At 69.8% G+C, this 21,211-nt stretch carries 15 protein-coding genes; 3 read left to right on the top strand and 12 right to left on the bottom strand.

Translation table 11 applies throughout. From position 1 onward, the window contains the following. Window positions 1-28 precede the first annotated feature (28 nt). The 7 genes from trxA to OG753_RS21825 all read right to left on the bottom strand — a co-directional run bounded on the left by trxA (window position 29) and on the right by OG753_RS21825 (window position 9,576). Window positions 29-370 (bottom strand): thioredoxin, encoded by a 342-nt coding sequence (gene trxA / locus OG753_RS21855; protein WP_327263377.1) that lies wholly within the window; start codon window positions 368-370, stop codon window positions 29-31. A gap of 60 nt (window positions 371-430) precedes the next feature. Beyond that, window positions 431-1,390, bottom strand: a complete 960-nt coding sequence (trxB, locus tag OG753_RS21850; RefSeq protein ID WP_327263376.1) for a thioredoxin-disulfide reductase — start codon at window positions 1,388-1,390, stop codon at window positions 431-433. A 128-nt stretch (window positions 1,391-1,518) separates the two neighbouring features. Further along, window positions 1,519-2,445: an anti-sigma factor family protein gene (locus tag OG753_RS21845; RefSeq protein WP_405789749.1), complete on the bottom strand. Its 927-nt coding sequence runs from the start codon at window positions 2,443-2,445 to the stop codon at window positions 1,519-1,521. Then, window positions 2,442-3,137 (bottom strand): RNA polymerase sigma factor SigM, encoded by a 696-nt coding sequence (sigM, locus tag OG753_RS21840; protein WP_327263374.1) that lies wholly within the window; start codon window positions 3,135-3,137, stop codon window positions 2,442-2,444. The genes OG753_RS21845 and sigM overlap by 4 nt, the downstream gene beginning before the upstream one ends. Window positions 3,138-3,242: 105 nt before the next feature. Continuing rightward, window positions 3,243-4,979, bottom strand: coding sequence for a protein kinase family protein (locus OG753_RS21835; protein WP_405789748.1), 1,737 nt, complete (start codon window positions 4,977-4,979; stop codon window positions 3,243-3,245). A gap of 117 nt (window positions 4,980-5,096) precedes the next feature. Then, complete coding sequence (murJ, locus tag OG753_RS21830; RefSeq protein ID WP_327263372.1) at window positions 5,097-7,271, bottom strand: murein biosynthesis integral membrane protein MurJ; 2,175 nt, start codon at window positions 7,269-7,271, stop codon at window positions 5,097-5,099. Between the two features lie 46 nt (window positions 7,272-7,317). Continuing rightward, complete coding sequence (locus OG753_RS21825) at window positions 7,318-9,576, bottom strand: DUF6049 family protein (protein WP_327263371.1); 2,259 nt, start codon at window positions 9,574-9,576, stop codon at window positions 7,318-7,320. A 186-nt stretch (window positions 9,577-9,762) separates the two neighbouring features. Here OG753_RS21825 and OG753_RS21820 point away from each other — a divergent pair, with 186 nt between their 5' ends. Further along, complete coding sequence (locus OG753_RS21820; protein WP_405789746.1) at window positions 9,763-11,229, top strand: CCA tRNA nucleotidyltransferase; 1,467 nt, start codon at window positions 9,763-9,765, stop codon at window positions 11,227-11,229. Window positions 11,230-11,327: 98 nt separating this feature from the next. Here the strand turns inward: OG753_RS21820 and OG753_RS21815 are convergent, their stop codons facing one another. The 3 genes from OG753_RS21815 to OG753_RS21805 all read right to left on the bottom strand — a co-directional run bounded on the left by OG753_RS21815 (window position 11,328) and on the right by OG753_RS21805 (window position 14,435). Beyond that, window positions 11,328-12,596, bottom strand: a complete 1,269-nt coding sequence (locus OG753_RS21815; protein WP_327263369.1) for an MFS transporter — start codon at window positions 12,594-12,596, stop codon at window positions 11,328-11,330. Between the two features lie 104 nt (window positions 12,597-12,700). Next, complete coding sequence (locus OG753_RS21810; protein ID WP_327263368.1) at window positions 12,701-13,783, bottom strand: inositol-3-phosphate synthase; 1,083 nt, start codon at window positions 13,781-13,783, stop codon at window positions 12,701-12,703. Between the two features lie 49 nt (window positions 13,784-13,832). Next, window positions 13,833-14,435 (bottom strand): PadR family transcriptional regulator, encoded by a 603-nt coding sequence (locus tag OG753_RS21805; protein WP_030008393.1) that lies wholly within the window; start codon window positions 14,433-14,435, stop codon window positions 13,833-13,835. Window positions 14,436-14,711: 276 nt separating this feature from the next. Between OG753_RS21805 and OG753_RS21800 the strand changes: the two genes are divergently transcribed. Both OG753_RS21800 and OG753_RS21795 read left to right on the top strand, forming a co-directional pair. Then, window positions 14,712-17,303, top strand: coding sequence for a transglycosylase domain-containing protein (locus OG753_RS21800; protein WP_405789743.1), 2,592 nt, complete (start codon window positions 14,712-14,714; stop codon window positions 17,301-17,303). A gap of 93 nt (window positions 17,304-17,396) precedes the next feature. Next, entirely contained in the window at window positions 17,397-18,857 is a 1,461-nt protein-coding gene (locus OG753_RS21795) for a glycosyltransferase family 87 protein (protein WP_405789741.1), read from the top strand. A gap of 8 nt (window positions 18,858-18,865) precedes the next feature. On the opposite strand, the gene OG753_RS21790 is transcribed toward OG753_RS21795, so the two are convergent. Together OG753_RS21790 and OG753_RS21785 are read right to left on the bottom strand one after the other, a co-directional pair. Further along, the gene (locus OG753_RS21790) at window positions 18,866-19,897 is read right to left on the bottom strand and encodes an alanine racemase (RefSeq protein ID WP_327263365.1); all 1,032 of its coding nucleotides are present in this window, start codon (window positions 19,895-19,897) and stop codon (window positions 18,866-18,868) included. Window positions 19,898-19,973: 76 nt separating this feature from the next. Continuing rightward, complete coding sequence (locus OG753_RS21785) at window positions 19,974-21,092, bottom strand: peptidoglycan bridge formation glycyltransferase FemA/FemB family protein (RefSeq protein ID WP_327263364.1); 1,119 nt, start codon at window positions 21,090-21,092, stop codon at window positions 19,974-19,976. Window positions 21,093-21,211 lie beyond the last annotated feature (119 nt).

Raw genomic sequence — 21,211 nt, 5'->3', positions numbered from 1 at the left:
CCCCGTTTCACGTGAAACATCGATCGGGTCAGGCGGTCTTGACCTCAACGAAGTCCGCGAGGTCGCGCAGGATGGCGGCCTTCGGCTTCGCGCCGACGATGGTCTTGGCGACCTCGCCGCCCTGGTAGACGTTCAGCGTCGGGATGGACATGACGCCGTACTTGGCAGCCGTGGCCGGGTTCTCGTCGATGTTGAGCTTGACGATCTCGATCTGGTCGCCGTACTCGGCGGCGATGGCCTCGAGGGACGGCGCGATCTGGCGGCACGGTCCGCACCAGGCGGCCCAGAAGTCCACCAGTACGGGCTTGTCGCTCTTGAGGACCTCGGCATCGAAGTCAGCGTCGGTCACATTCTTGAGGGTGCCGGCCACAGCGGCCTCCTTCTTCTTTCCTGCGGGGTGTGGGGTGGGGCGGTTGCTGGGTCAGACCGGTCAGACCGCGGCGTGGGCCTTCTCGGCGTCCGCGAGCGCGGCGAGGAAGCGCTCGGCGTCGAGGGCGGCGGAGCAGCCGGTGCCCGCAGCGGTGATGGCCTGACGGTACGTGTGGTCCACGACGTCGCCGGCGCCGAACACGCCGGTGGCGCTGGTCCGGGTGGAGGGGGCTTCGACCTTGAGGTAGCCCTCGTCGTCGAGGTCGAGCTGGTCCTTGAACAGTTCGGTGCGGGGGTCGTGGCCGACGGCGATGAACAGGCCGGTCACGGGGAGCTCCGAGGTCTCGCCGGTCTTGGTGTTGCGCAGGGTGAGGCCGGAGAGCTTCTGCTCGCCGTGGATCTCGGCGACCTCGCTGTCCCAGGCGAACTTGATCTTCGGGTCGGCGAAGGCGCGGTCCTGCATGGCCTTCGAGGCACGCAGGCTGTCACGGCGGTGGACGATCGTGACGGACTTGGCGAACCGGGAGAGGAAGGTGGCTTCCTCGATCGCGGTGTCGCCGCCGCCGACGACGGCGATGTCGTGCTCCTTGAAGAAGAACCCGTCGCAGGTGGCGCACCAGGAGACACCGCGGCCGGAGAGGGCGTCCTCGTTGGGCAGGCCGAGCTTGCGGTGCTGGGAACCGGTGGTGACGATGACGGCCTTGGCGCGGTGCACGGTGCCGGCGGTGTCGGTGACGGTCTTGATCTCACCGCTGAGGTCCACGGACACGACATCGTCCGGGACCAGCTCGGCGCCGAAGCGCTCGGCCTGGCCACGCATGTTGTCCATGAGGTCCGGGCCCATGATGCCGTCCTGGAAGCCCGGGAAGTTCTCCACCTCGGTGGTGTTCATCAGGGCCCCACCCGCGGTGACGGCACCTTCGAAGACCAGCGGCTTGAGCGAAGCGCGTGCGGTGTACAGGGCGGCGGTGTAACCGGCCGGCCCGGAGCCGATGATGATCACGTTTCGGACGTCGCTCACGGGTTTCTTCCTCGTTTCTGCGGACTGCGTACTGCCTACCGGGGGCCGGTGCGGACTCTCACCCCACCCAACGGATCCTACGGCGCATGCATTCCCCACCCGCCCCACTACGGCCCTGAACGCCCCGTCTATCGGGGATAGGTGCGCGTCAGGAGGACCTTTCCGGGGGCTTCCGGTGCGGTCTGCTCGCACGAGGAGTCGACGAGGTAGGCGTCCACGCGTGCGGAGTCGCCCGGGTGCGGCAGGACGAGGAGGAAGACGGCGCTGCCCTCGTAGGTGCCGCGTTCGGCGGCGAGCGGGTTGTCGGGGCGGCCGGTCGCGTCCTGCACGCAGGCGGGGACGGACCGCGTTGCCTGCTTGTCGCCCGGTGGGACCTCGGAGGCGGGGCTGTTGTTCTCCAGTCCGAGGGTCTTGTTCTGCTCCCCGGGAACGGTTGCGGCGCCCCGGCCGGATGCGACGAGCTGCTGGACGCTCTCCTGGAGGCCCTGCGCGGTGTAGGCGCCGCCGGAGGCGACGGACGGCCGCTGGGCCGAGCTCGATGCCTCGCCGCTGGTGGCGGCGTCGTGGCTGGGCGTACCGGCGAAGTCGCCGAACAGGAAGATGCCGAGGGCACAGGCGGCGGCTGTGGTCAGACCCGCGAGGACGGCGACCCGGCGGCGGGCGCGCCGCCGCCCGGGGCCGGTTGGGCCGGTCGGGTGACCGCCGGGCGATGTTTCACGTGAAACATCGCGGCTCGGTGTGCGGGGCCGGTCGCCCGGGACGGCCTGGACCTTGGGCTGTGTGGCGTCGAGGAGGGCCTCGGCGGCGAGGGCCGCGTCGATGCGCCCGGCGATGTCTGAGGGCATCCGGGCCGGACCGGGGAGGGTGCCCAGGAGGGAGCGGATCTCCTCCAAGGAGGCGCGGACGTCGGCGCACAGGGCGCAGCCGTCGAGGTGGCGGCGGATCTCGGCGGTACGGGACGGGGAGAGCAGACCTTCGGTGAGGTCGGAGATCTCCGCGACGTCCGGGTGCCGGATCGCGCCGGTCGTGCCAGTCGTGCCGGTTGTGGGGCTCACGGTCGTCCACCTCCGCCCTTCACAGCGTCTGGGTCTGGATGCCTGGGTTCTGCCGCTGGTGGGACGGGTGGGCCCGGCGTCCGGTTCCTTCCCCGCTCGGCGGCGGTGTTATCCCCGGCATTCGTGCGCAGATGAGTGAGGAGCGGGACGAGTTTCGCGCGGCCGCGCGCGCACCGGCTCTTCACCGTGCCGGTGGGGACGTCGAGGAGCCGGGCGGCCTCGGCGACGGGGTATCCCTGCATGTCGACGAGGACCAGCGCGGCACGCTGATCGGCCGGGAGGGTGCTCAGAGCGGCCAGGAGCTGACGATGGAGGTCCTGGCGCTCCGCGGGTGCCTCGGCGGACTCGTGGGGCTCCAGAAGGCGCTCCAGGCGGTCCGTGTCGTCGAGGGGCGCGGTCCTGCGGGAAGCCGCCTTGCGGGCGCGGTCCAGGCAGGCATTGACGGTGATGCGGTGCAGCCAGGTGGTGACGGCGGAATCCCCGCGGAAGGTGTGGGCGGCCCGGTAGGCGGATACCAGGGCGTCCTGCACGGCGTCCGCGGCCTCCTCCCGGTCGCCGAGGGTCCGTAGCGCCACGGCCCACAGCCGGTCGCGGTGCCGCCGCACGATCTCGCCGAAGGCATCGGGATCACCGGCGACGTGAAGCGCCAGGAGCTCCTGATCGCTGCGGCCTTCCGTGGTTCCTTCTTGCATCACACCCTGCTTCCTCCCCGGACGGAGACTAGGGGCGTCGGCCGGGCACGTAAAGAATCACGCGGCCCGCCCGGTGGCCGGGCCGCGTGATCGAGGCTGCTGCGCTCAGGACGACGGGCCGAGCACCTTGATCTCGCTGATGCCGCCCCGGTAGCCGCCTTCCCCGTCGGCGGGCAGTTCGGCGATGCGGACCAGCACGTAGCGGGTCTGGACCGGCTCCTTGAGCGTGACGTGGAGCTTTTTGTCGGTGCGTTCCAGCTTGCTGATCGACTGGTTGAAGTCGGCCAGCGAACCGGGGTGGCCGGCCGACGGCTGCGCGGCGCGGACTTCGACCTGCTGGCCGGCCACGTACAGGTCGATGTCGAGTTCGGACACGTTCTGGACCTTGCCGAGGTCGACGACGATGCCGCTGCCGTCCTTGCGTTCGTCCAGGTTGCCGAAATTGGCATAGCCCTTGTACTGGAGCGTGACCCAGGCGGTTCCCGGATTGCCGTCGGCGGCCTTGCCGGCGTCCTTCGGCTTGGTCGCGTCCGCGTTCGGCGAGAACTCGGACGCCTCCGTGATCTGCAGCGGCGTACCGGGTGCGGGATCCTTCGGGTTGTCGTCGGTGCCCGGGTTGGGGTTGTTGTTGGTGGTGCCGCTGTTGCCCGTCTGGTTTCCGCGGCCCAGGAGGCGGTCGGCCAGTTGCCAGCTGCCCAGGCCGAGGGCGGCGATGAGCAGGGCGGCCACGCCCCATTTGAGGGCCCGGCCGGTGCGGCTCTGCAGCGGGGGCGGCGGGGGCGCGACGGGGCGGCTCTGGACCGTGTTCACGCCGGGCGGCGTGGGACGGCCGTAGTTGCCCTGCTGGTAGGTGGTGTGCTGGTACTCGGGCGGGGCGGTGAAGGCGGGCTCCGGCGGCCGGATACGGGGCATCGCGGCCACGGCCTTGGCCAGTTCGTCCGGGGTGGTGCAGGCGGGCTCCTGCCGGGAGGCGGTGGCTCCGTCGTTGGCGAGCGCGCGCATGGCGAGCTCGCCCAGGCCCCGGTGGACACCGGCGCGTACCTGGTCGGGGGCGATCAGACCCACGCCCTTGGGCAGGCCGGTGAGGCCGTACGCGTCGCTCTCGTAAGGCCAGCGCTGGGTGAGGGCGGCGTACAGGAGTGCGCCGATGGCTTCGGTGTCGGCGCGCTGCGGGGTCTCGCTGGTGATGCCGCGCAGGGCGGCGTTCACGGCGAGGCCGCGGATGCGGTACTGGCCCGTGGAGGTGCGCAGTATCGCGCTGGGCGTCAGCCGCAGGTGGGCGAGACCTTCACGGTGGGCGGCGGCCATCGCCTGGGAGACCTGGCTCACGAGCTGGTAGGCGTCGTGGGCCTCCAGCGGGCCCGCGGCGAGGATCGCGGTGAGTTCGGTGGCGTCGGGCAGCCATTCGTGGACGACGTAGACGACGTCGTTCTCTTCCACGGCATCGAGGACCTGGACGAACCGTGGGTCACCGAGCAGGGCGGAGGACCGGGCGGCGGCCAGGACGGAGCGTGCCCGCGCGTGGTCTGCGGGCATCAGGTGCACACCCACGGCCCGGCGCAGTTTCTCGTCCATCGCGCGCCAACTGCTGAATCCGTCCACACGGGTGACGCACTCTTCCAGCCGGTAGCGTCTGGCGAGTTTGTGCCCGCTGTGGAGTTCGGGTGCGGCCGCAGGGGCCGGGTTGGTGCGTTCGCCGTCCTTGTCGGGCATGGGTCCGTCCGCGGCTCGTCCGTTCTGGGTGTCCACCCCGTCGGACGTGGCCTGTGCCGCCTGAGCGGTCAGCGGCTCATTGCCGCTGTTGTCGGCCACGTCGACGGCAGCCGTGCTACGTTCCGCCACCGTCGTTCCTGCCTCCCCATCCGTTGCGCGCTGTAGGTCAGTCTGCGAAGCCAAGCCAATTGTGCCCACAGTCCGACGCTAAGCACGACACACGAAAGGGGGCGACGGTTGTGCGCATCAGCGCCCCAAACGTCCGCGGACCATTCCGACCATCGCGTTGAGCTCTTCGATCCGCATGCGCTTGGCGGCGATGAGGAACACCGCGGCCAGTGCGATCCCGCCGACGAGGAGGGCGGCGGCGGAGCCGGTCACTCCGCTGCCCAGCCACTGGGTGACCCCGTACGCGGCCGCGCCGGCCACGGCGGCGGCCGGGACGCAGGCGCCGGTGAGGCGGGTGTAGGTGCGCATCACGTGCGCGCCGTCGAGGTCGCCGCCGAGGCGGGTGCGCAGCCGGCGCCAGGCGACGCCCACGCCGACGGCGTAGCCGAGGCCGTAGGCGGCGGCCATGCCGACGACCGCCCACCGGGCGGGGAGCACGAAGAAGGAGAGCGCGGAGACAGCCGCGTTGACGGCGGCGACGATGACGGTGTTGTAGAAGGGCGTGCGGGTGTCCTCGTAGGCGTAGAAGCCGCGCAGGACGACGTACTGGATGGAGTACGGGATCAGCCCGAGCCCGAAAGCCATCAGGATGTAGCCGATGTTCTGGGCGCCCGAACCCGAGCCTGCGTAGAGCAGGGTGGCCATCGGGACACCGAGGGCGAGGAACGCGAAGGCGCAGGGCACGATCGCGACGGCCGAGGTGCGCAGCCCGTAGGAGATGTCGTCGCGGACGGCGGCGGCGTCCCCGTCGTGGGCGGAGCGGGAGATGCGGGGCAGGACGGCCGTCATGACGGAGACGGTGATGATCGCCTGCGGCATCTGCCAGAGCAGCAGCGCGTAGTTGTAGGCGGTGATGCCGGTGCCGGGGTGGCCCTGCTTCTCGGCGACGGATCCGGCCCAGGTGGCGAGCTGGGTGACGACGACGAGGCCGACCTGGTTGGCGAGGACGAAGAAGAACGTCCACTTGGCCAGGCGGGCGGCCTTGCCGAGGCCGTGGCCCCGCCAGTCGAAGCGCAGGCGCGGCTTGAAGCCCGCGTCGCGCAGGTAGGGAAGCATGGCGAGGGCCTGGACGGTGAGGCCGAGCAGGGTGCCCAGACCCAGCAGGCGCACGCCTTCGGCGGTGACGGTGGTGGCGTTGACGCCGGAGGTGGTGAAGCCCCCGAAGGCCCAGATGAAGGCACCGAAGGTGGCGATGACCACGATGTTGTTGAGGACCGGGGTCCACATCATCGCGCCGAAGCGGCCGCGGGCGTTGAGGATCTGACCCAGGACCACGTGGACGCCCATGAAGAACATCGTGGGCAGGCAGTAGCGGGCGAAGGCGACCGCGACGTCCATCTGCTGGGGGTCCGAGGCGATCTTCGGCGACATCATCGTGATGAACACCGGTGCGGCCAGGACGCAGATGGTGGTGATGCCGGCCAACAGCACCACGACGAGGGTCAGCAGCCGGTTGGCGTACGCCTGTCCCCCGTCGCTGTCGTTCTTCATGGCCCGGACCAGCTGCGGGATGAAGACGGCGTTCAGGGCGCCACCGCCGACCAGCACGTAGATCATCGTGGGCAGCGTGTTGGCGATCTGGTACGTGTCGTTGAAGGTGCCGACGCCGATGGCGCCTGCGATGACCAGGGTCCGCAGGAAGCCGGTGATGCGGGAGACGATCGTGCCCGCGGCCATCAGGGCGCTGGACTTCAGCAGGCTGGAGGCGCGTCCGGCCGGCTTGCTCGGTGCCGGCGCGGCCACGGGAGCGTCCTCGGCGGGGGTACGGGGCGCCGCCTCCTGGTCCCGGTACAGGTGCGCGAAGGCGTCGGGCTCCGGCTGCTCCTCCGATGCGCTGGTGACGAGGGAGTCCACCCCGACGAACTGCGTCGTGGTCGCGTGGTCGCCGTACGGCAGGTGGCGCGAGGGGCCGTCCGGCTCGGGCGCCGGGGTCTGGGCCCACACGTGCGGGTCGGGAGCGTACGAGGGCGCGGCCGGAGCCGCGTAGAGCGGCCCGGGCTCCTGGTAGGTACCCGGGGGCGGCGGAGGGTGCGAGGCCCGGTCGTAGAGCACCTCGGCGACGGGGTCCTGGGCCGACAGGTCCTGGGACCGGTACGGGTCGTGGTCGTAGGCGTCCTGGACATACGGGTCACGGTCCGGCGCGGGCGCAGGCACGGGAACCTGCCCGGGCACCGGGGTGCCCGGGGCAGTGCCCTGGGCGGGCGCGGGCCCACCAGTGCCCTGCGCGCGGTCACCGTCGTACGGCGCGTTCATCGAAACCCCACCTCATCGTCCCCAGGCCGACCGGCCACGGCGTCAATCAACGGTCCACTGTCTCACTCGTGCCGGACCCGTCGGTGCTTTGCGCTCCGGTGTCCGGGGACTCGTCACTCGGCTGCGTGCTCTCCTCGGCGGCCGCGCGTGCCGCGACGCGCTTGCGGCTGGCGTACATCTTGATGCCTGCCAGGACCAGGAGGAGCACACCGCCGGCGATCACGAGCATGACGGTGGGGGTGATCTCGGTGGCTTCCACGGTGAACGTGCGTGCCTTGCCGTAGGGGATGCCGTCCTTGGTGAACAGCTGGGCCGTGACCTCGACGGGTCCGCTCGCCGTGGCGTTGGCGGTGAACTTGACCGTCTGGGTGTGGTCGCCCTGGACGGTGACCGGCTGCTCGCTGTCGCTGAACATCAGGCGGGTCGGGTTGGCGGACTTCACCCGCAGCACGAGGCCGTGGACATCCTGGACCAGGCTGTTCTGCACGCTGACCGGGATGGTGGCGCTGTGTCCGGACAGGGTGGCGTCGGACTTGGGGACGACCTTGACCTTCTCGGTGAGACCGATCAGGTAGTCCTGCACCTGGTCCCGGTAGAGGCGGGCCTCGTCGGGCCGTCCGCGCCAGGAGGTGGACATCTCCCGGTTGGTGGTGTTGCCGAAGGGGATCTCCACGCGGTCCGGCGCGGCGAGGATCACCTTGAAGCGATCGAGGGTGTTCTGCGTGGCGCGGATCTTCTCGAAGGCCGAAACCGGGAGCTCCTGCTTGCGCAGGTCCTCGGGGTACTGGCCGGCGCCGGGCACCTGGGTGGTGGCGCCGGGATCGGGCTTGGCGGCGGCCGCGGCCTCGAGGTCCCCGGGCTGGGTCCAGCGGCCCGCCTGGAGGCCGCGCAGGGCGGCCGCCATCGTCTGCACCTGGCTGACGCCGGGCATCCGCTGCGGGGCGACGACGAAGCTGCGCTGCTCCTCGGTCTTCTGCAGGTTCAGGGCGAGGCTGTGGGCGAGGAACCGCTGCACGGCGAGCGTGGAGGCCCCGGCGTTCAGCATGTCGCCCTCGAAGGCGGTGGACAGATCGGCGTCGGCCACCACGGCGGTCGTGCCGGCGCCGATGGGGCGGGCGGCCGAGGGCGTGTAGCCGAGGGCTCCGCTCTCCACGAGGCTGTCGCTGCGGGTGAGGACGTTGTGGGCGCCTGCCGAGGTGGCGACATTCACGATCGAGGGGTCGATGGCGCCGTTCACGGGCCAGGAGAAGTCGGTGGACGCGGGGACGTGCAGGACCGTCTCGACGGCCTGCTTCGCCTTGTCGGTGGCGGGGCGCAGCTGGCCCAGGGTGCCCGAGACGTCCTTGCCGCGGTGGGCGAGGGAGGCGAGGTCGGGGTCGGCGAACGGCAGGGCGACGACCTTCTTGCCCTGGACGGCGGCCTCGAGTGAGCTGAGCCACTGCTCGGCGACGGCCCGGTTCTTGCCCTGGACGGGCTTGCCGCCGCCGGGGCCGCGAACCCGGTAGCCCTTGGTCATCGCGTCGACCGTGTAGAGCAGGTCGGGGTCGATGACCCAGGTGATCGGCAGGTCCTTGCCGAGGGTGACCATCTGCTCCAGGCGGCCGCCCGGCTTGAGCTCCTCGACGAGGGAGTCGTCGAGGAAGACGGGGGTCTGGAGCTCGTCGGAGCCGGTCTCCGCCGTCACGCGGGTGGTGGAGATCAGCGGCCAGGCGTAGGTCAGCTGGGAACGCTTCGCGGCGGCTTCCGGCTGCCAGGGGAGGAAGGTCCGCTTGATGCCCAGCACCTGCTCGGAAGGCCGGCTGTCGGTCACTCCGGACAGGGAGACACCGAGCGGATAGACGCCGTCCTTGTCGAGCTCGAGCTTGTTCACCGGGATGGTGAGCGTGAAGGACTGGCTGACCTTCGACGGCAGCGAGGCGATCTTCACCGCGTGGGCCGGGTCGATCTCGCCCGGGTCGGCGCCGGCCCGGAAGCCGGTGCGCTCCGCCGCCTCGTCGATGGACGAGCGGTCCGTGAGCGCGGACCCGACGCGCAGCCCGACGTGTGCGTCGGTGATCGTCTCGGAGCCGGTGTTCAGGACGGTCCCCTCGATGGTCAAGGTGTCGCCCTTGACCGGCGCCGCGGGGGCCATGGAGACCAGCTGGACGTCCACGGACGAGGCCTGAGCCGCCTCGGCCCGGGGCGCGGGAGAGTAGATCAGCGCGGCCAGCACGGGCGTCCCGGCGAGCAGAACGATCGCGCGCCGCAGCCACCGGCGCCGGGCAGGAGCGGGGGACGCCCCCTGGATGTCTGCCGCCTCGGCCACGCGCTAGCCCGTCCCTCGAAGTGTCAGTGGTCGTCTTTTCTGCGTCCACGCATGGTAACGAGGCCCGCTGTGTGCGAGTGCCGCGCCTTGCTCCACATGATCGGCTCAGGGCCGGGTCGGGAGCGTACCGGGGTGGCCACAAAACGGGGCGGCCCCCGGTGGGCCGGGCACGTACCCTTTTCAGTTGTGCCGAACGCCAACGAAGACAACCCCAGTGCCCTGAGTCAGGTGCAGCTCCGCGCGGTCAGTGAACTGCTGCGGGTCGCCCCTGTCGCCGACGAGCTCGGCCGCCGATTTCAGGAGGCGGGCTTCCGCCTCGCCCTGGTCGGTGGGTCCGTCCGCGACGCGCTGCTGGGGCGTCTCGGCAACGATCTCGACTTCACCACCGATGCCCGCCCCGAGGACGTTCTGAAGATCGTCCGGCCGTGGGCGGACTCGGTGTGGGACGTCGGCATCGCCTTCGGCACCGTCGGGGCGCAGAAGAACGCGCTCGTCGGGGACGTCGTACGGAATTTCCAGATCGAGGTCACGACGTACCGCTCGGAGGCCTACGACCGTACGTCGCGCAAGCCCGAGGTCTCCTACGGCGACTCGATCGACGAGGACCTGGTCCGGCGTGACTTCACGGTCAACGCGATGGCCCTGGCCCTGCCCGAGCAGGAGTTCATCGACCCGCACGGTGGCCTGGAGGATCTGGCGGCCGGGGTGCTGCGCACTCCCGGAACCCCGGAGGACTCCTTCTCCGACGATCCGCTGCGGATGCTGCGGGCGGCGCGGTTCGCCGCGCAGCTGGACTTCGAGGTCGCCCCGGAGGTCGTGGCGGCCATGAAGGCGATGTCCGAGCGGATCGAGATCGTGTCCGCGGAGCGGGTCCAGGGCGAGCTGAACAAGCTCATCCTGTCCGCCCACCCGCGCAAGGGTCTGGGACTGCTGGTGGACACGGGGCTGGCCGACCGGGTGCTTCCCGAGCTGCCCGCGCTGCGGCTGGAGCGTGATGAACACCACCGGCACAAGGACGTCTACGACCACTCGCTGATCGTGCTGGAGCAGGCGATCGCACTCGAGAAGGACGGCCCGGACCTCGTCCTGCGGCTCGCGGCTCTGCTGCACGACATCGGCAAGCCCCGCACCCGCCGCTTCGAGAGCGACGGCCGGGTCTCCTTCCACCACCATGAGGTGGTGGGCGCGAAGATGACCAAGAAGCGGCTCACCGCTCTGAAGTACTCCAACGACATGATCAAGGACGTGTCCCGGCTGGTGGAGCTGCACCTTCGCTTCCACGGCTACGGCGACGGGGAGTGGACCGACTCCGCGGTGCGGCGCTACGTCCGCGACGCCGGTCCGCTGCTGGAGCGTCTGCACAAGCTGACCCGGTCCGACTGCACCACGCGCAACAAGCGCAAGGCCAATGCCCTCTCCCGCACCTACGACGGGCTGGAGGAGCGCATCGAGCAGCTGCAGGAGCAGGAGGAGCTGGACGCGATCCGGCCCGACCTGGACGGCAACGAGATCATGCAGGTACTCGACGTGGGCCCGGGCCCGGTGATCGGCAAGGCCTACGCCTTCCTCCTGGAGCTGCGGCTGGAAAACGGCCCGATGGGGCGTGAGGCCGCTGTCGTCGCGCTGAAGGAGTGGTGGGCCTCGCAGGCCTGAGCCTGAAGCACCCGGGGCGATGTTTCACGTGAAACATCGCCCCGGGTGCTTCAGGGATGGTCGTCGTGGACACCGGTCGGCCGGGCGCGGGAGATGTTTCACGTGAAACGTCGCTCGTGCCGGGCCAGCAGCACCGCGGTCGCGGCGTAGAGCACGGCCACGATGAGCACCAGGAGAACGGACCGCCCGTCGGTCGGGAGCATCAGGGAGGCCACCGCCGCCGCGCCGACGAAGGCGACGTTGAAGAGCACGTCGTAGACGGAGAAGACGCGGCCGCGGTAGTCGTCGTTCACCTGGGACTGGATCTCCGTGTCCGTGGCGATCTTGGCGCCCTGCGTGGCGAGGCCGAGTACGAACGCGGCGACCAGCATCGGTCCCGGGGTGAAGGACAGGCCGAGTGCCGGTACGAGGACCGCGGCCCCCGCGGAGCAGGCGGTGATCCAGCCGAGGGTGCCCAGCCTGCCCACCATCCAGGGCGTCACGACGGCGGCGGCGAAGAATCCGGCCCCGGAGGCGCCGACGGCGACTCCCAGCAGGGCCAGGCCGTCGGCCTCGTTGTCGGACCAGGAGTAGCGGCAGAGCATCAGCAGCATGACGAACAGGGCCCCGTAGCAGAACCGCATCATGGTCATCGCGGTGAGCGCCCGGGCCGCCCGGGGCCGTGTGGCGAGATGCCGCAGGCCCTCGGCCATCCCTCGCACCGTGAGGGCCACCCCTTCGGTGACCGACGGGTGGGCCCGGCCGACGGGGTGGTCCGGCCCGAGGAGGCCGATGGCCAGCTGCAGGGAGACGAGGGCCGCGCAGAGGTACAGCCCGGCTCCGAGGAGGACGACGAGGGCATTGGAGTCCGATGCCAGCAGCCGGACGAGGAAGGCCAGCCCTCCGCCGGCCACCGCAGCGAGGGTCCCTGCGGTGGGGGAGAGCGCGTTGGCGGTGACCAGCTGGCCGGGTCCGACGACGTGGGGCAGTGACGCGGCGAGCCCGGACAGCACGAAGCGGTTGACTGCGGTCACGGACAGCGCCGAGGCGTAGAACAGCCAGTCGGGCACCTGCGCGACGATCAGCATCCCGGTGACGCAGGCGAGGAAGGCCCGCAGGAGATTGCCGTAGAGGAAGACCTGGCGGCGGCGCCAGCGGTCGAGGAGCACCCCGGCGAAGGGTCCGATCGCCGAATAAGGCAGCAGCAGGACCGCCATGGCGGAGGCGATGGCTGCCGGTGAGGTCTGCTTCTCCGGGGAGAAGACGACGTAGGTGGCGAGTGCGACCTGGTAGACGCCGTCCGCGGCCTGGGAGAGCAGCCGTACGGCGAGCAGGTTGCGGAAATCCCTCAGGCGCAGGAGTACGCGCAGATCACGTACGACAGGCATGAGGGCAAGGGTCACATACGCGGAGGGTCCCCGGGCACATTGCCCGGGGACCCTCCGCGGAAGAACAGCCGAAGTCCAGGTGTCGGTGCGACCCTTGGGTTCGGTTAGCGCTCGACCTCGCCCTTGATGAACTTCTCGACGTTGGCCAGGGCCTCGTCGTCGAAGTACTGCACCGGCGGGGACTTCATGAAGTAGCTGGACGCCGACAGGATCGGGCCACCGATACCGCGGTCCTTGGCGATCTTCGCGGCGCGCAGGGCGTCGATGATGACACCGGCGGAGTTCGGGGAGTCCCACACCTCGAGCTTGTACTCGAGGTTCAGCGGGACGTCGCCGAAGGCGCGGCCTTCGAGGCGGACGTAGGCCCACTTGCGGTCGTCGAGCCACGCGACGTAGTCGGACGGGCCGATGTGGACGTTCTTCTCGCCGAGCTCACGGTCGGGGATCTGCGAGGTGACGGCCTGCGTCTTGGAGATCTTCTTCGACTCGAGGCGGTCGCGCTCGAGCATGTTCTTGAAGTCCATGTTGCCGCCGACGTTGAGCTGCATGGTGCGCTCAAGACGGACACCGCGGTCCTCGAACAGCTTCGCCATCACGCGGTGCGTGATGGTGGCGCCGACCTGCGACTTGATGTCGTCGCCGACGATCGGGACACCGGCCTCGGTGAACTTGTCGGCCCACTCCTTGGTGCCGGCGATGAAGACCGGGAGGGCGTTGACGAAGGCGACCTTGGCGTCGATGGCGCACTGGGCGTAGAACTTCGCCGCGGCCTCGGAGCCGACCGGCAGGTAGCAGATCAGGACGTCGACCTGGCGGTCCTTGAGGATCTGGACCACGTCGACCGGAGCCTCGGCGGACTCCTCGATCGTCATGCGGTAGTACTTGCCCAGACCGTCGTAGGTGTGGCCGCGCTGAACGGTCACACCGGCGTTCGGGACGTCGCAGATCTTGATGGTGTTGTTCTCGCTGGCGCCGATGGCGTCCGAAAGGTCGAGGCCGACCTTCTTCGCGTCGACGTCGAACGCGGCGACGAACTCGATGTCACGCACGTGGTAGTCGCCGAACTGGACGTGCATCAGACCGGGGACCTTGGCCGCCGGGTCGGCGTCCTTGTAGTACTCGACGCCCTGCACCAGCGAGGCGGCGCAGTTGCCTACGCCGACGATGGCTACGCGAACCGAACCCATTCCGGTTGCTCCCTGTTTGTTCTCGGACGAGGTCTGCGAGGTGCAGGCCTCATTTTTCAGTTTCGTCGGACGGACCGGATCGTCTCCGATCCCGTCCCGCCCGCTCACTCTCGATGAGCTCGTTCAGCCAGCGCACTTCGCGCTCCACGGACTCCATGCCGTGCCGCTGCAGCTCAAGCGTGTAGTCGTCGAGACGCTCCCGCGTCCGGGCGATCGAGGCGCGCATCTTCTCCAGACGCTCCTCAAGCCGGCTGCGGCGGCCCTCCAGTACCCGCATGCGCACGTCTCGTTCGGTCTGGCCGAAGAAGGCGAAGCGGGCGGCGAAGGACTCGTCTTCCCAGGTGTCCGGGCCCGTGTGGGAGAGGAGCTCCTCGAAGTGCTCCTTACCCGCGGCCGTCAACCGGTAGACGATCTTGGCGCGGCGCCCTGCGAGTGAAGCGGCGAGAGCGTCCTCCGGAGCGTTGCCCGGTTCTTCGATCAACCAGCCGTTGGCGACCAGCGTCTTCAGGCAGGGGTAGAGCGTCCCGTAGCTGAAGGCTCTGAACACCCCCAGCGAGGTGTTGAGCCGCTTGCGCAGCTCGTAACCGTGCATGGGGGATTCGCGGAGCAGGCCGAGGACGGCGAACTCGAGGATGCCTGAGCGTCTGCTCATCCGCCTTCCTCTCCTCCGCCCCTGAGTCTTTATACCGAGCTGATGTATCGACTCGATACATCCAGACGATAGAACGGGGCGCCCTGATCGACAAGGGGAGACATGGTGACCGGTGTCACATCACCAATTCGCACCAGGCAGGTTGCCTGATTTGGGGTGAACTTCGGCACTGGGCGCGTTTTGAGCGTGCGTAGTCTGTGGGCGATGACACCGGGGGGACACCGGAACTAATCTGCCGCTTCCAGGCCACTCGCCTGCCCGAGGAGTAGTCGTTCGATGAGCGAGCACCGCCGCAAAACGCCGCAGCCCGAGGGTGGTGGGCGAGCCTCGGCCCGCCGCGCCGCCCAGCAGCGCCCCGCAAGGGGCGGGGCCGGACGTGACGTCCCCACGGCGTCACACAGCGGTCCGTACGCACCGCAGTCCGCCCAGGGCAGCCGTGCAGAGGCCCGCAGGGCCTCCCAGAGAGGGACCGCCGGCCGCGGTAGGGCCACCACGCGCGGTACCGGGCGCCCGGACAAGCGCCTCATCAACTACCCACGGTCCGACCGGGACGGCTGGAAGCGCTTCGTTCCGTCCTGGAAGTTCGTCTCCGGCACCGCCCTGGGCGTCTTCGCGGTGATCATCGCGGGTGCCGGCATCGGCATCGCCATGGTGAGCACGCCGGACCCGAACAAGGCCGCCCAGGCGCAGAACAACGTCTTCTACTGGGCCGACGGCAGCCAGATGGTCGCGACGGGCGGTTCGATGAACCGGCAGATCGTGCCCATCTCCAGCATCCCCCGGTCGATGCGGGACGCCGTGATCGCGGCGGAGAACGAGTCCTTCGAGACCGACAAGGGCGTGGACCCGATGGGCATCGCCCGCGCCGTGTGGAACATGGGCACGGGCGGCTCCACCCAGGGCGGCTCGACCATCACCCAGCAGTACGTGAAGAACACCTACCTGGACTCCGACCAGACGCTCAAGCGCAAGGCCACCGAGCTCTTCATCGCGATAAGGCTGGGTGTGTCCGAGCGCAAGGACACGGTCCTCGCGGGCTACCTGAACACCGCCTACTACGGCCGGGACGCCTACGGGATCCAGGCAGCCGCCCGTGCCTACTTCGGCAAGGACAGCCAGGACCTCAACCCCTCCGAATGCGCGTTCCTGGCCGCCATGCTGAAGGGCCCCAACCTCTACAACCCGGACGGCGGCATCGGCGCCGCGGCAACCCCCGAGCTCAACGAGAAGCGGGCCCGGGAGCGCTGGTCCTGGGTGCTGGACCGCGAGGTCGAGGTCGGCCGGATGGACAAGGCCGAGCGGGCGAAGTACACCGACGCCGACTTCCCCCCGCGCGTCGACTCCGAGCAGGCCCGCGGCATGACCGGCCAGATCGGATACCTGGTCGACACGGCCAAGGCCTACGTGATGAAGGTCAAGGGCATCACCCCCGAGCAGATGGCTCTGGGCGGCTACCGGATCAAGACCACCTTCGAGAAGCCCAGGGTGGACGCCCTGGTCAAGGCGGTCGAGGACACCCGCAACGGGCTGATCAACGAGAAGGAACGCCCCGAGACCGACACCTTCGTGCAGTTCGGCGCGGCCTCCGTGGACGTGAAGACCGGAGCCATCGTCGCCCTGTACGGCGGCCCGGGCTGGGACCACAAGTACTTCAGCAACAACGCCAACACCAGCGGTGTCCCGGTCGGCTCGACCTGGAAGCCGTACGTGCTGGCGGCCGCGATGGAGTACGGCACCCAGAACTCCAAGGGCAAGGGCATCTCGGTCGACAGCAAGTACCAGGCCAACGACCTCACCGTGATCAACAACCGTGAGGGCAGGCCCCTGCGCGACGCGTCGGGCAACCCGTTCAAGCAGAAGAACGAGAGCCCCACCCCCTTCGGTTACGTGACCCTGAACGAGGCGATGGAGAAGTCCATCAACGTCCCGTTCGCGCAGCTCGTCTTCGATGTCGGTCACGACAAGGTCAGGGCCGTGGCCAAGTCCACGGGCATCCTGGAGGAGTCGATGAACCCGAACACCGACGCCTCCTTCGCCCTCGGCACCTCCACCCCCAGCGCGATCCGGATGGCCGACTCGTACGCGACCTTCGCCGCCTCCGGTACGCACCGCGAGCCGTTCTCGGTGAGCAAGGTCGACAAGAACGGCGAGGAACTGTCCGGCTTCGAGCCGCCCAAGGACCAGCGGGCCATGGACAGCGACATCGCCGACAACATCACCAAGGTCCTGGAGAACGTGGTCCAGAACGGCACCGCGACCAAGGTCAAGAAGCTCGGCCGGCCGGCCGCCGGCAAGACCGGTACCACCGACGAGAACAAGTCGGCGTGGTTCGTCGGCTACACCCCGGAGCTGTCCACCTCGGTGGCCCTCTTCCGCACCGACCCCAACTCGGCGGACAAGAAGCTGATCTCCATGAAGGGCGTGGGTGACATCCCCTCCCTCCACGGTGGTGACATCCCGGCCGAGATCTGGACCGAGTACATGCGCGATGCCCTCAAGGGCGTCCCGGTCAAGGAGTTCCCGGAGGCCGAGGACATCGGCGTCACCGCCGACTCCGCCGGCGCCCCCTCCCCCTCGCCCTCGGTCGTCGCCCCGCCGTCGCCGTCCCCGTCGACCGTCCCGCCGGCCTCCCCGTCGCCGTCGCCCTCCCCGTCCAAGAGCGGCCGGCCGTGCCGGCCGTGGGAGCTGTACTGCGACCCGGAGACCACGCGCGGCACCACCAACGGAGGCACGAACACCGGCACCAACTCCGGCACCACCTCCGGAGTCATCGGCGGTCCCAGCGGATCACCGTCTCCGTCGCAGTCCGGCAGACCGGGCCGCCCGGGCGGCACCACCGGCGGGATCGACGACTTCAACCCCGAGTGACCCGTACCGCCGCTCCGTGAACCCGGGAAGGCCGCCGCACCCGCCGTGCGACGGCCTTCCCCCATGTCCGGTGCCGTACGGCAGGATGAGCGCATGACGAAGGTGCACGAGGACCGCCCCGTACTGCCCACGCAGCAGGACGAGGTCGCCGCAGCCGGCAGTGAGCTCATCGGCGGCCCCCTGGGCCGCTACGCCAGGCTCGGCGGCCACTGGCTGGGGCCGGTCCGCGTCGTGGCCCTCATCGCCATCGGCATGTTCGCGCTGGGCATGGTCCAGAAGCTGCCCTGCTACGAATGGGCCTGGTTCCGGGGGGCGGGCTCCCAGTACACCCACGCCTGCTACTCGGACATCCCGCACCTGTACGCGGTACGCGGCTTCGCGGACAACCTCACGCCCTACTTCGACCGGCTCCCCGGTGACATGGAGTACCTGGAGTACCCGGTGCTCACCGGGCTCTTCATGGAGATCGCCTCCTGGCTGACCCCGACCGGCGGCTCCATGCAGCACCGCGAGCAGATGTACTGGATGGTCAACGCGGGCATGCTGATGGCCTGCGCGGCCGTCATCGCCGTGTGCGTCGCCCGCACCCACCGCCGACGCCCCTGGGACGCCCTGCTCTTCGCCCTGGCGCCCGCCTTCGCCCTGACGGCGACGATCAACTGGGACCTGCTGGCCATCGCGTTGACCGCCGCCGGCATGCTCATGTGGTCCCGCGGGCGGACGGTCCTCTTCGGCGTCTTCATCGGCCTGGCCACCGCGGCCAAGCTCTATCCCGTCCTGCTGCTCGGCGTGCTGTTCGTGCTCTGCTGGCGGGCCGGGAAGTGGCGAGAATTCGGCCTGGCCGCCTTCGGCGCGGCCCTGGCCTGGTTCACCGTGAACCTGCCCGTCATGCTCTTCGCCTGGGACGGCTGGACGAAGTTCTACACCTTCAGCCAGGAGAGGCCCATCGACTTCGGCTCCGTGTGGCTGCTGATCTCCCAGCGCTCGGGCAACCCCCTGGTCGATGCCAACACGTACGCGACCGGGCTGACGCTCCTGCTGTGCGGGGCCATCGCCCTGCTCACCCTGACCGCCCCGCGCCGTCCGCGGTTCGCGCAGCTGGCCTTCCTCGTCGTCGCCGCCTTCATCCTGTGCAACAAGGTCTACTCGCCGCAGTACGTGCTGTGGCTCATCCCGCTGGCCGCGCTGGCCCGGCCGCGCTGGCGGGACTTCCTGATCTGGCAGGCCGGCGAGGTCGTCTACTTCCTCGGCATCTGGTTCTACCTCGCCTACACGAGCAGCGGTGACAAGCACCAGGGCCTGCCCGTGGAGGGCTACCAGCTGGCGATCGCCGCCCACCTGCTGACCACCCTGTACCTGTGCGCGGTCATCGTCCGGGACATCCTGATGCCCGAGCGGGACGTCGTACGGCGGGACGGCTCGGACGACCCCTCGGGCGGCGTCCTGGACGGGGCCGAGGACGTGTTCGTGCTGGCGAACGCGGCGAGGGCGCCGCAGTACGCGGCGCCCTCGGACGGACAGCGGGTCGACTGGGGCGCGGGCCCCAAGGACTGACCGCGGACTCAGGCGTCGAGCACCCGGTCGAACTGCGTGGTGGTGTGGCGCAGGTGCGCCACCAGCTCGTCGCCGACCTTCGGCTCGGCGGCGTCCGACGGCACGAACAGGATCGACACCTGCATGTGCGGCGGCTCCGCGAACCAGCGCTGCTTGCCCGCCCACACGAAGGGCGAAAGGTTCCGGTTGACGGTGGCGAGGCCCGCCCGGGCGACTCCCTTGGCGCGCGGCATCACACCGTGGAGCGCCTTGGGGGCCTCCAGGCCCACCCCGTGCGAGGTACCGCCGGCGACCACGACCAGCCAGCCGTCGGAAGCGGCCTTCTGCTGGCGGTAGCCGAACCGGTCGCCCTTGGCCACACGCGTGACGTCCAGGACCGCGCCCCGGTACTCGGTGGCCTCGTGGTCGCCCAGCCACAGCCGGGTGCCGATGCGCGCCCGGAAGCGGGTCTGCGGGAACTGCTGCTGCAGCCGCGCGAGCTCCGTGGCCCGCAGATGGCTCACGAACATGGTGTGCAGCGGCAGCCGGGCCGCGCGCAGCCGGTCCATCCAGCCGATGACCTCCTCGACGGCGTCCGAGCCGTCCGGGCGGTCCAGGGGCAGGTGCAGGGCGAAGCCCTCCAGGCGGACGTCCTCGATCGCGGAGTGCAGCTGTCCGAGGTCCTGCTCGGAGATGCCGTGGCGGCGCATCGAGCTCATGCACTCGATGACCACCCGGGCCCCCACCAGACCGCGCACGCCGTCGAGCGAGGCGACCGAGCGGATGACCCGGTCGGGCAGCGGCACCGGGTCCTCGCCCCGCCGGAACGGGGTGAGGACGAGGAGGTCGCCGCCGAACCAGTCCTTGATGCTGGCGGCCTCGTACGTGGTGCCCACGGCCAGGATGTCGGCGCCCATGCGGGTCGCCTCCTCGCAGAGCCGCTCGTGGCCGAAGCCGTAGCCGTTGCCCTTGCAGACCGGGATCAGCCCGGGGAATTGGTCCTGGATCTGCTTCTGGTGCGCACGCCAGCGCGCGGTGTCGACGTAGAGCGTGAGCGCCATGCCCGTCCGGAACCTCTCCTGAGAAGCTGCGTGGTGCAGCGGTGCTGTCTGTGTGTGGGGCGGGGTGGGTGCCGGGTCAGCGGCGCGACATGTAGATGTCGAGGGCCTTGTGCAGCACCTTGTTGAGCGGGAAGTCCCACTCGCCGACGTACTCCACGGCCTCGCCGCCCGTGCCGACCTTGAACTGGATCAGACCGAACAAGTGGTCGTTCTCGTCCAGCGTGTCAGAGATGCCGCGCAGGTCGTAGACGCTGGCGCCGAGCGCGTAGGAGTCGCGCAGCATGCGCCACTGCATCGCGTTCGAGGGGCGGACCTCGCGCTTGTGGTTGGCGGAGGCGCCGTACGAGTACCAGACGTGCTGGCCGACGGTGAGCATCGTGGCGGCGGCCAGCGGCTCTCCCTCGTGCGTGGCGATGTAGAGGCGCATCCGGTTGGGGTCCTCGGAGTTGAGGGCCGTCCACTGGCGCTGGAAGTAGCTGAGCGGGCGCGGGCGGAACTTGTCGCGCTCGGCCGTGATCTCGTACAGGTGCTGCCAGGTCGGCAGGTCCTCGTAGCCGCCCTGGACGACCTCGACGCCGGCCTTCTCGGCCTTCTTGATGTTGCGGCGCCACAGCTGGTTGAAGCCCTTGAGGACGTCGTCCAGCGAGCGGTTGGCCAGCGGTACCTGGAAGACGTAGCGCGGCTGGACGTCACCGAAGCCGGCGCCGCCGTCCTCGGCCTGCTGCCAGCCCATGCGGCGCAGCTTGTCCGACACCTCGAACGCGCGGGGCTCGATGACCGAGGCCTCCACGTCGCGCAGGCGCTTCACGTTCGGGTCCTGGATGCCGGCCTTGATGGCGGTCGAGTTCCAGCGGCGGATGACGACGGGCGGACCCATCTTCACCGTGAAGGCGCCCTGCTGCTTGAGGTGGGCCAGCATCGGCTGGAGCCACTCCTCCAGATTCGGGGCGTACCAGTTGATGACCGGGCCCTCGGGCAGGTACGCGAGGTACCGCTTCACCTTGGGCAGCTGCCGGTACAACACGAGGGCCGCGCCGACGAGTTCATCGGACTCGTTGAACCATCCGAGGTTCTCGGAACGCCACTCGTTCTTCACGTCGGCCCACGCCGGGACCTGGCAGTGGCTAGCCGAGGGCAGGCTCTGGAGGTAACCCAGATGCTGCTCTCGGCTGATGGTCCTCAGGGACAGGCTCATGCGGGGCGTCTCCTCCGGCGGCTTCGCTGGCTATGGCGCGAAGCCTACTGCGACAGGGGCGCCACCCTTCTGGGGGACGGGCCGTGGGCCCGGGCCGGTGCCTGGCCGGCGCCCTGCCG

It is taken from the genome of Streptomyces sp. NBC_00029, from assembly GCF_045160505.1.
GTDB lineage: Bacteria > Actinomycetota > Actinomycetes > Streptomycetales > Streptomycetaceae > Streptomyces.
This window is presented reverse-complemented; position numbering and strand designations above follow the sequence as displayed.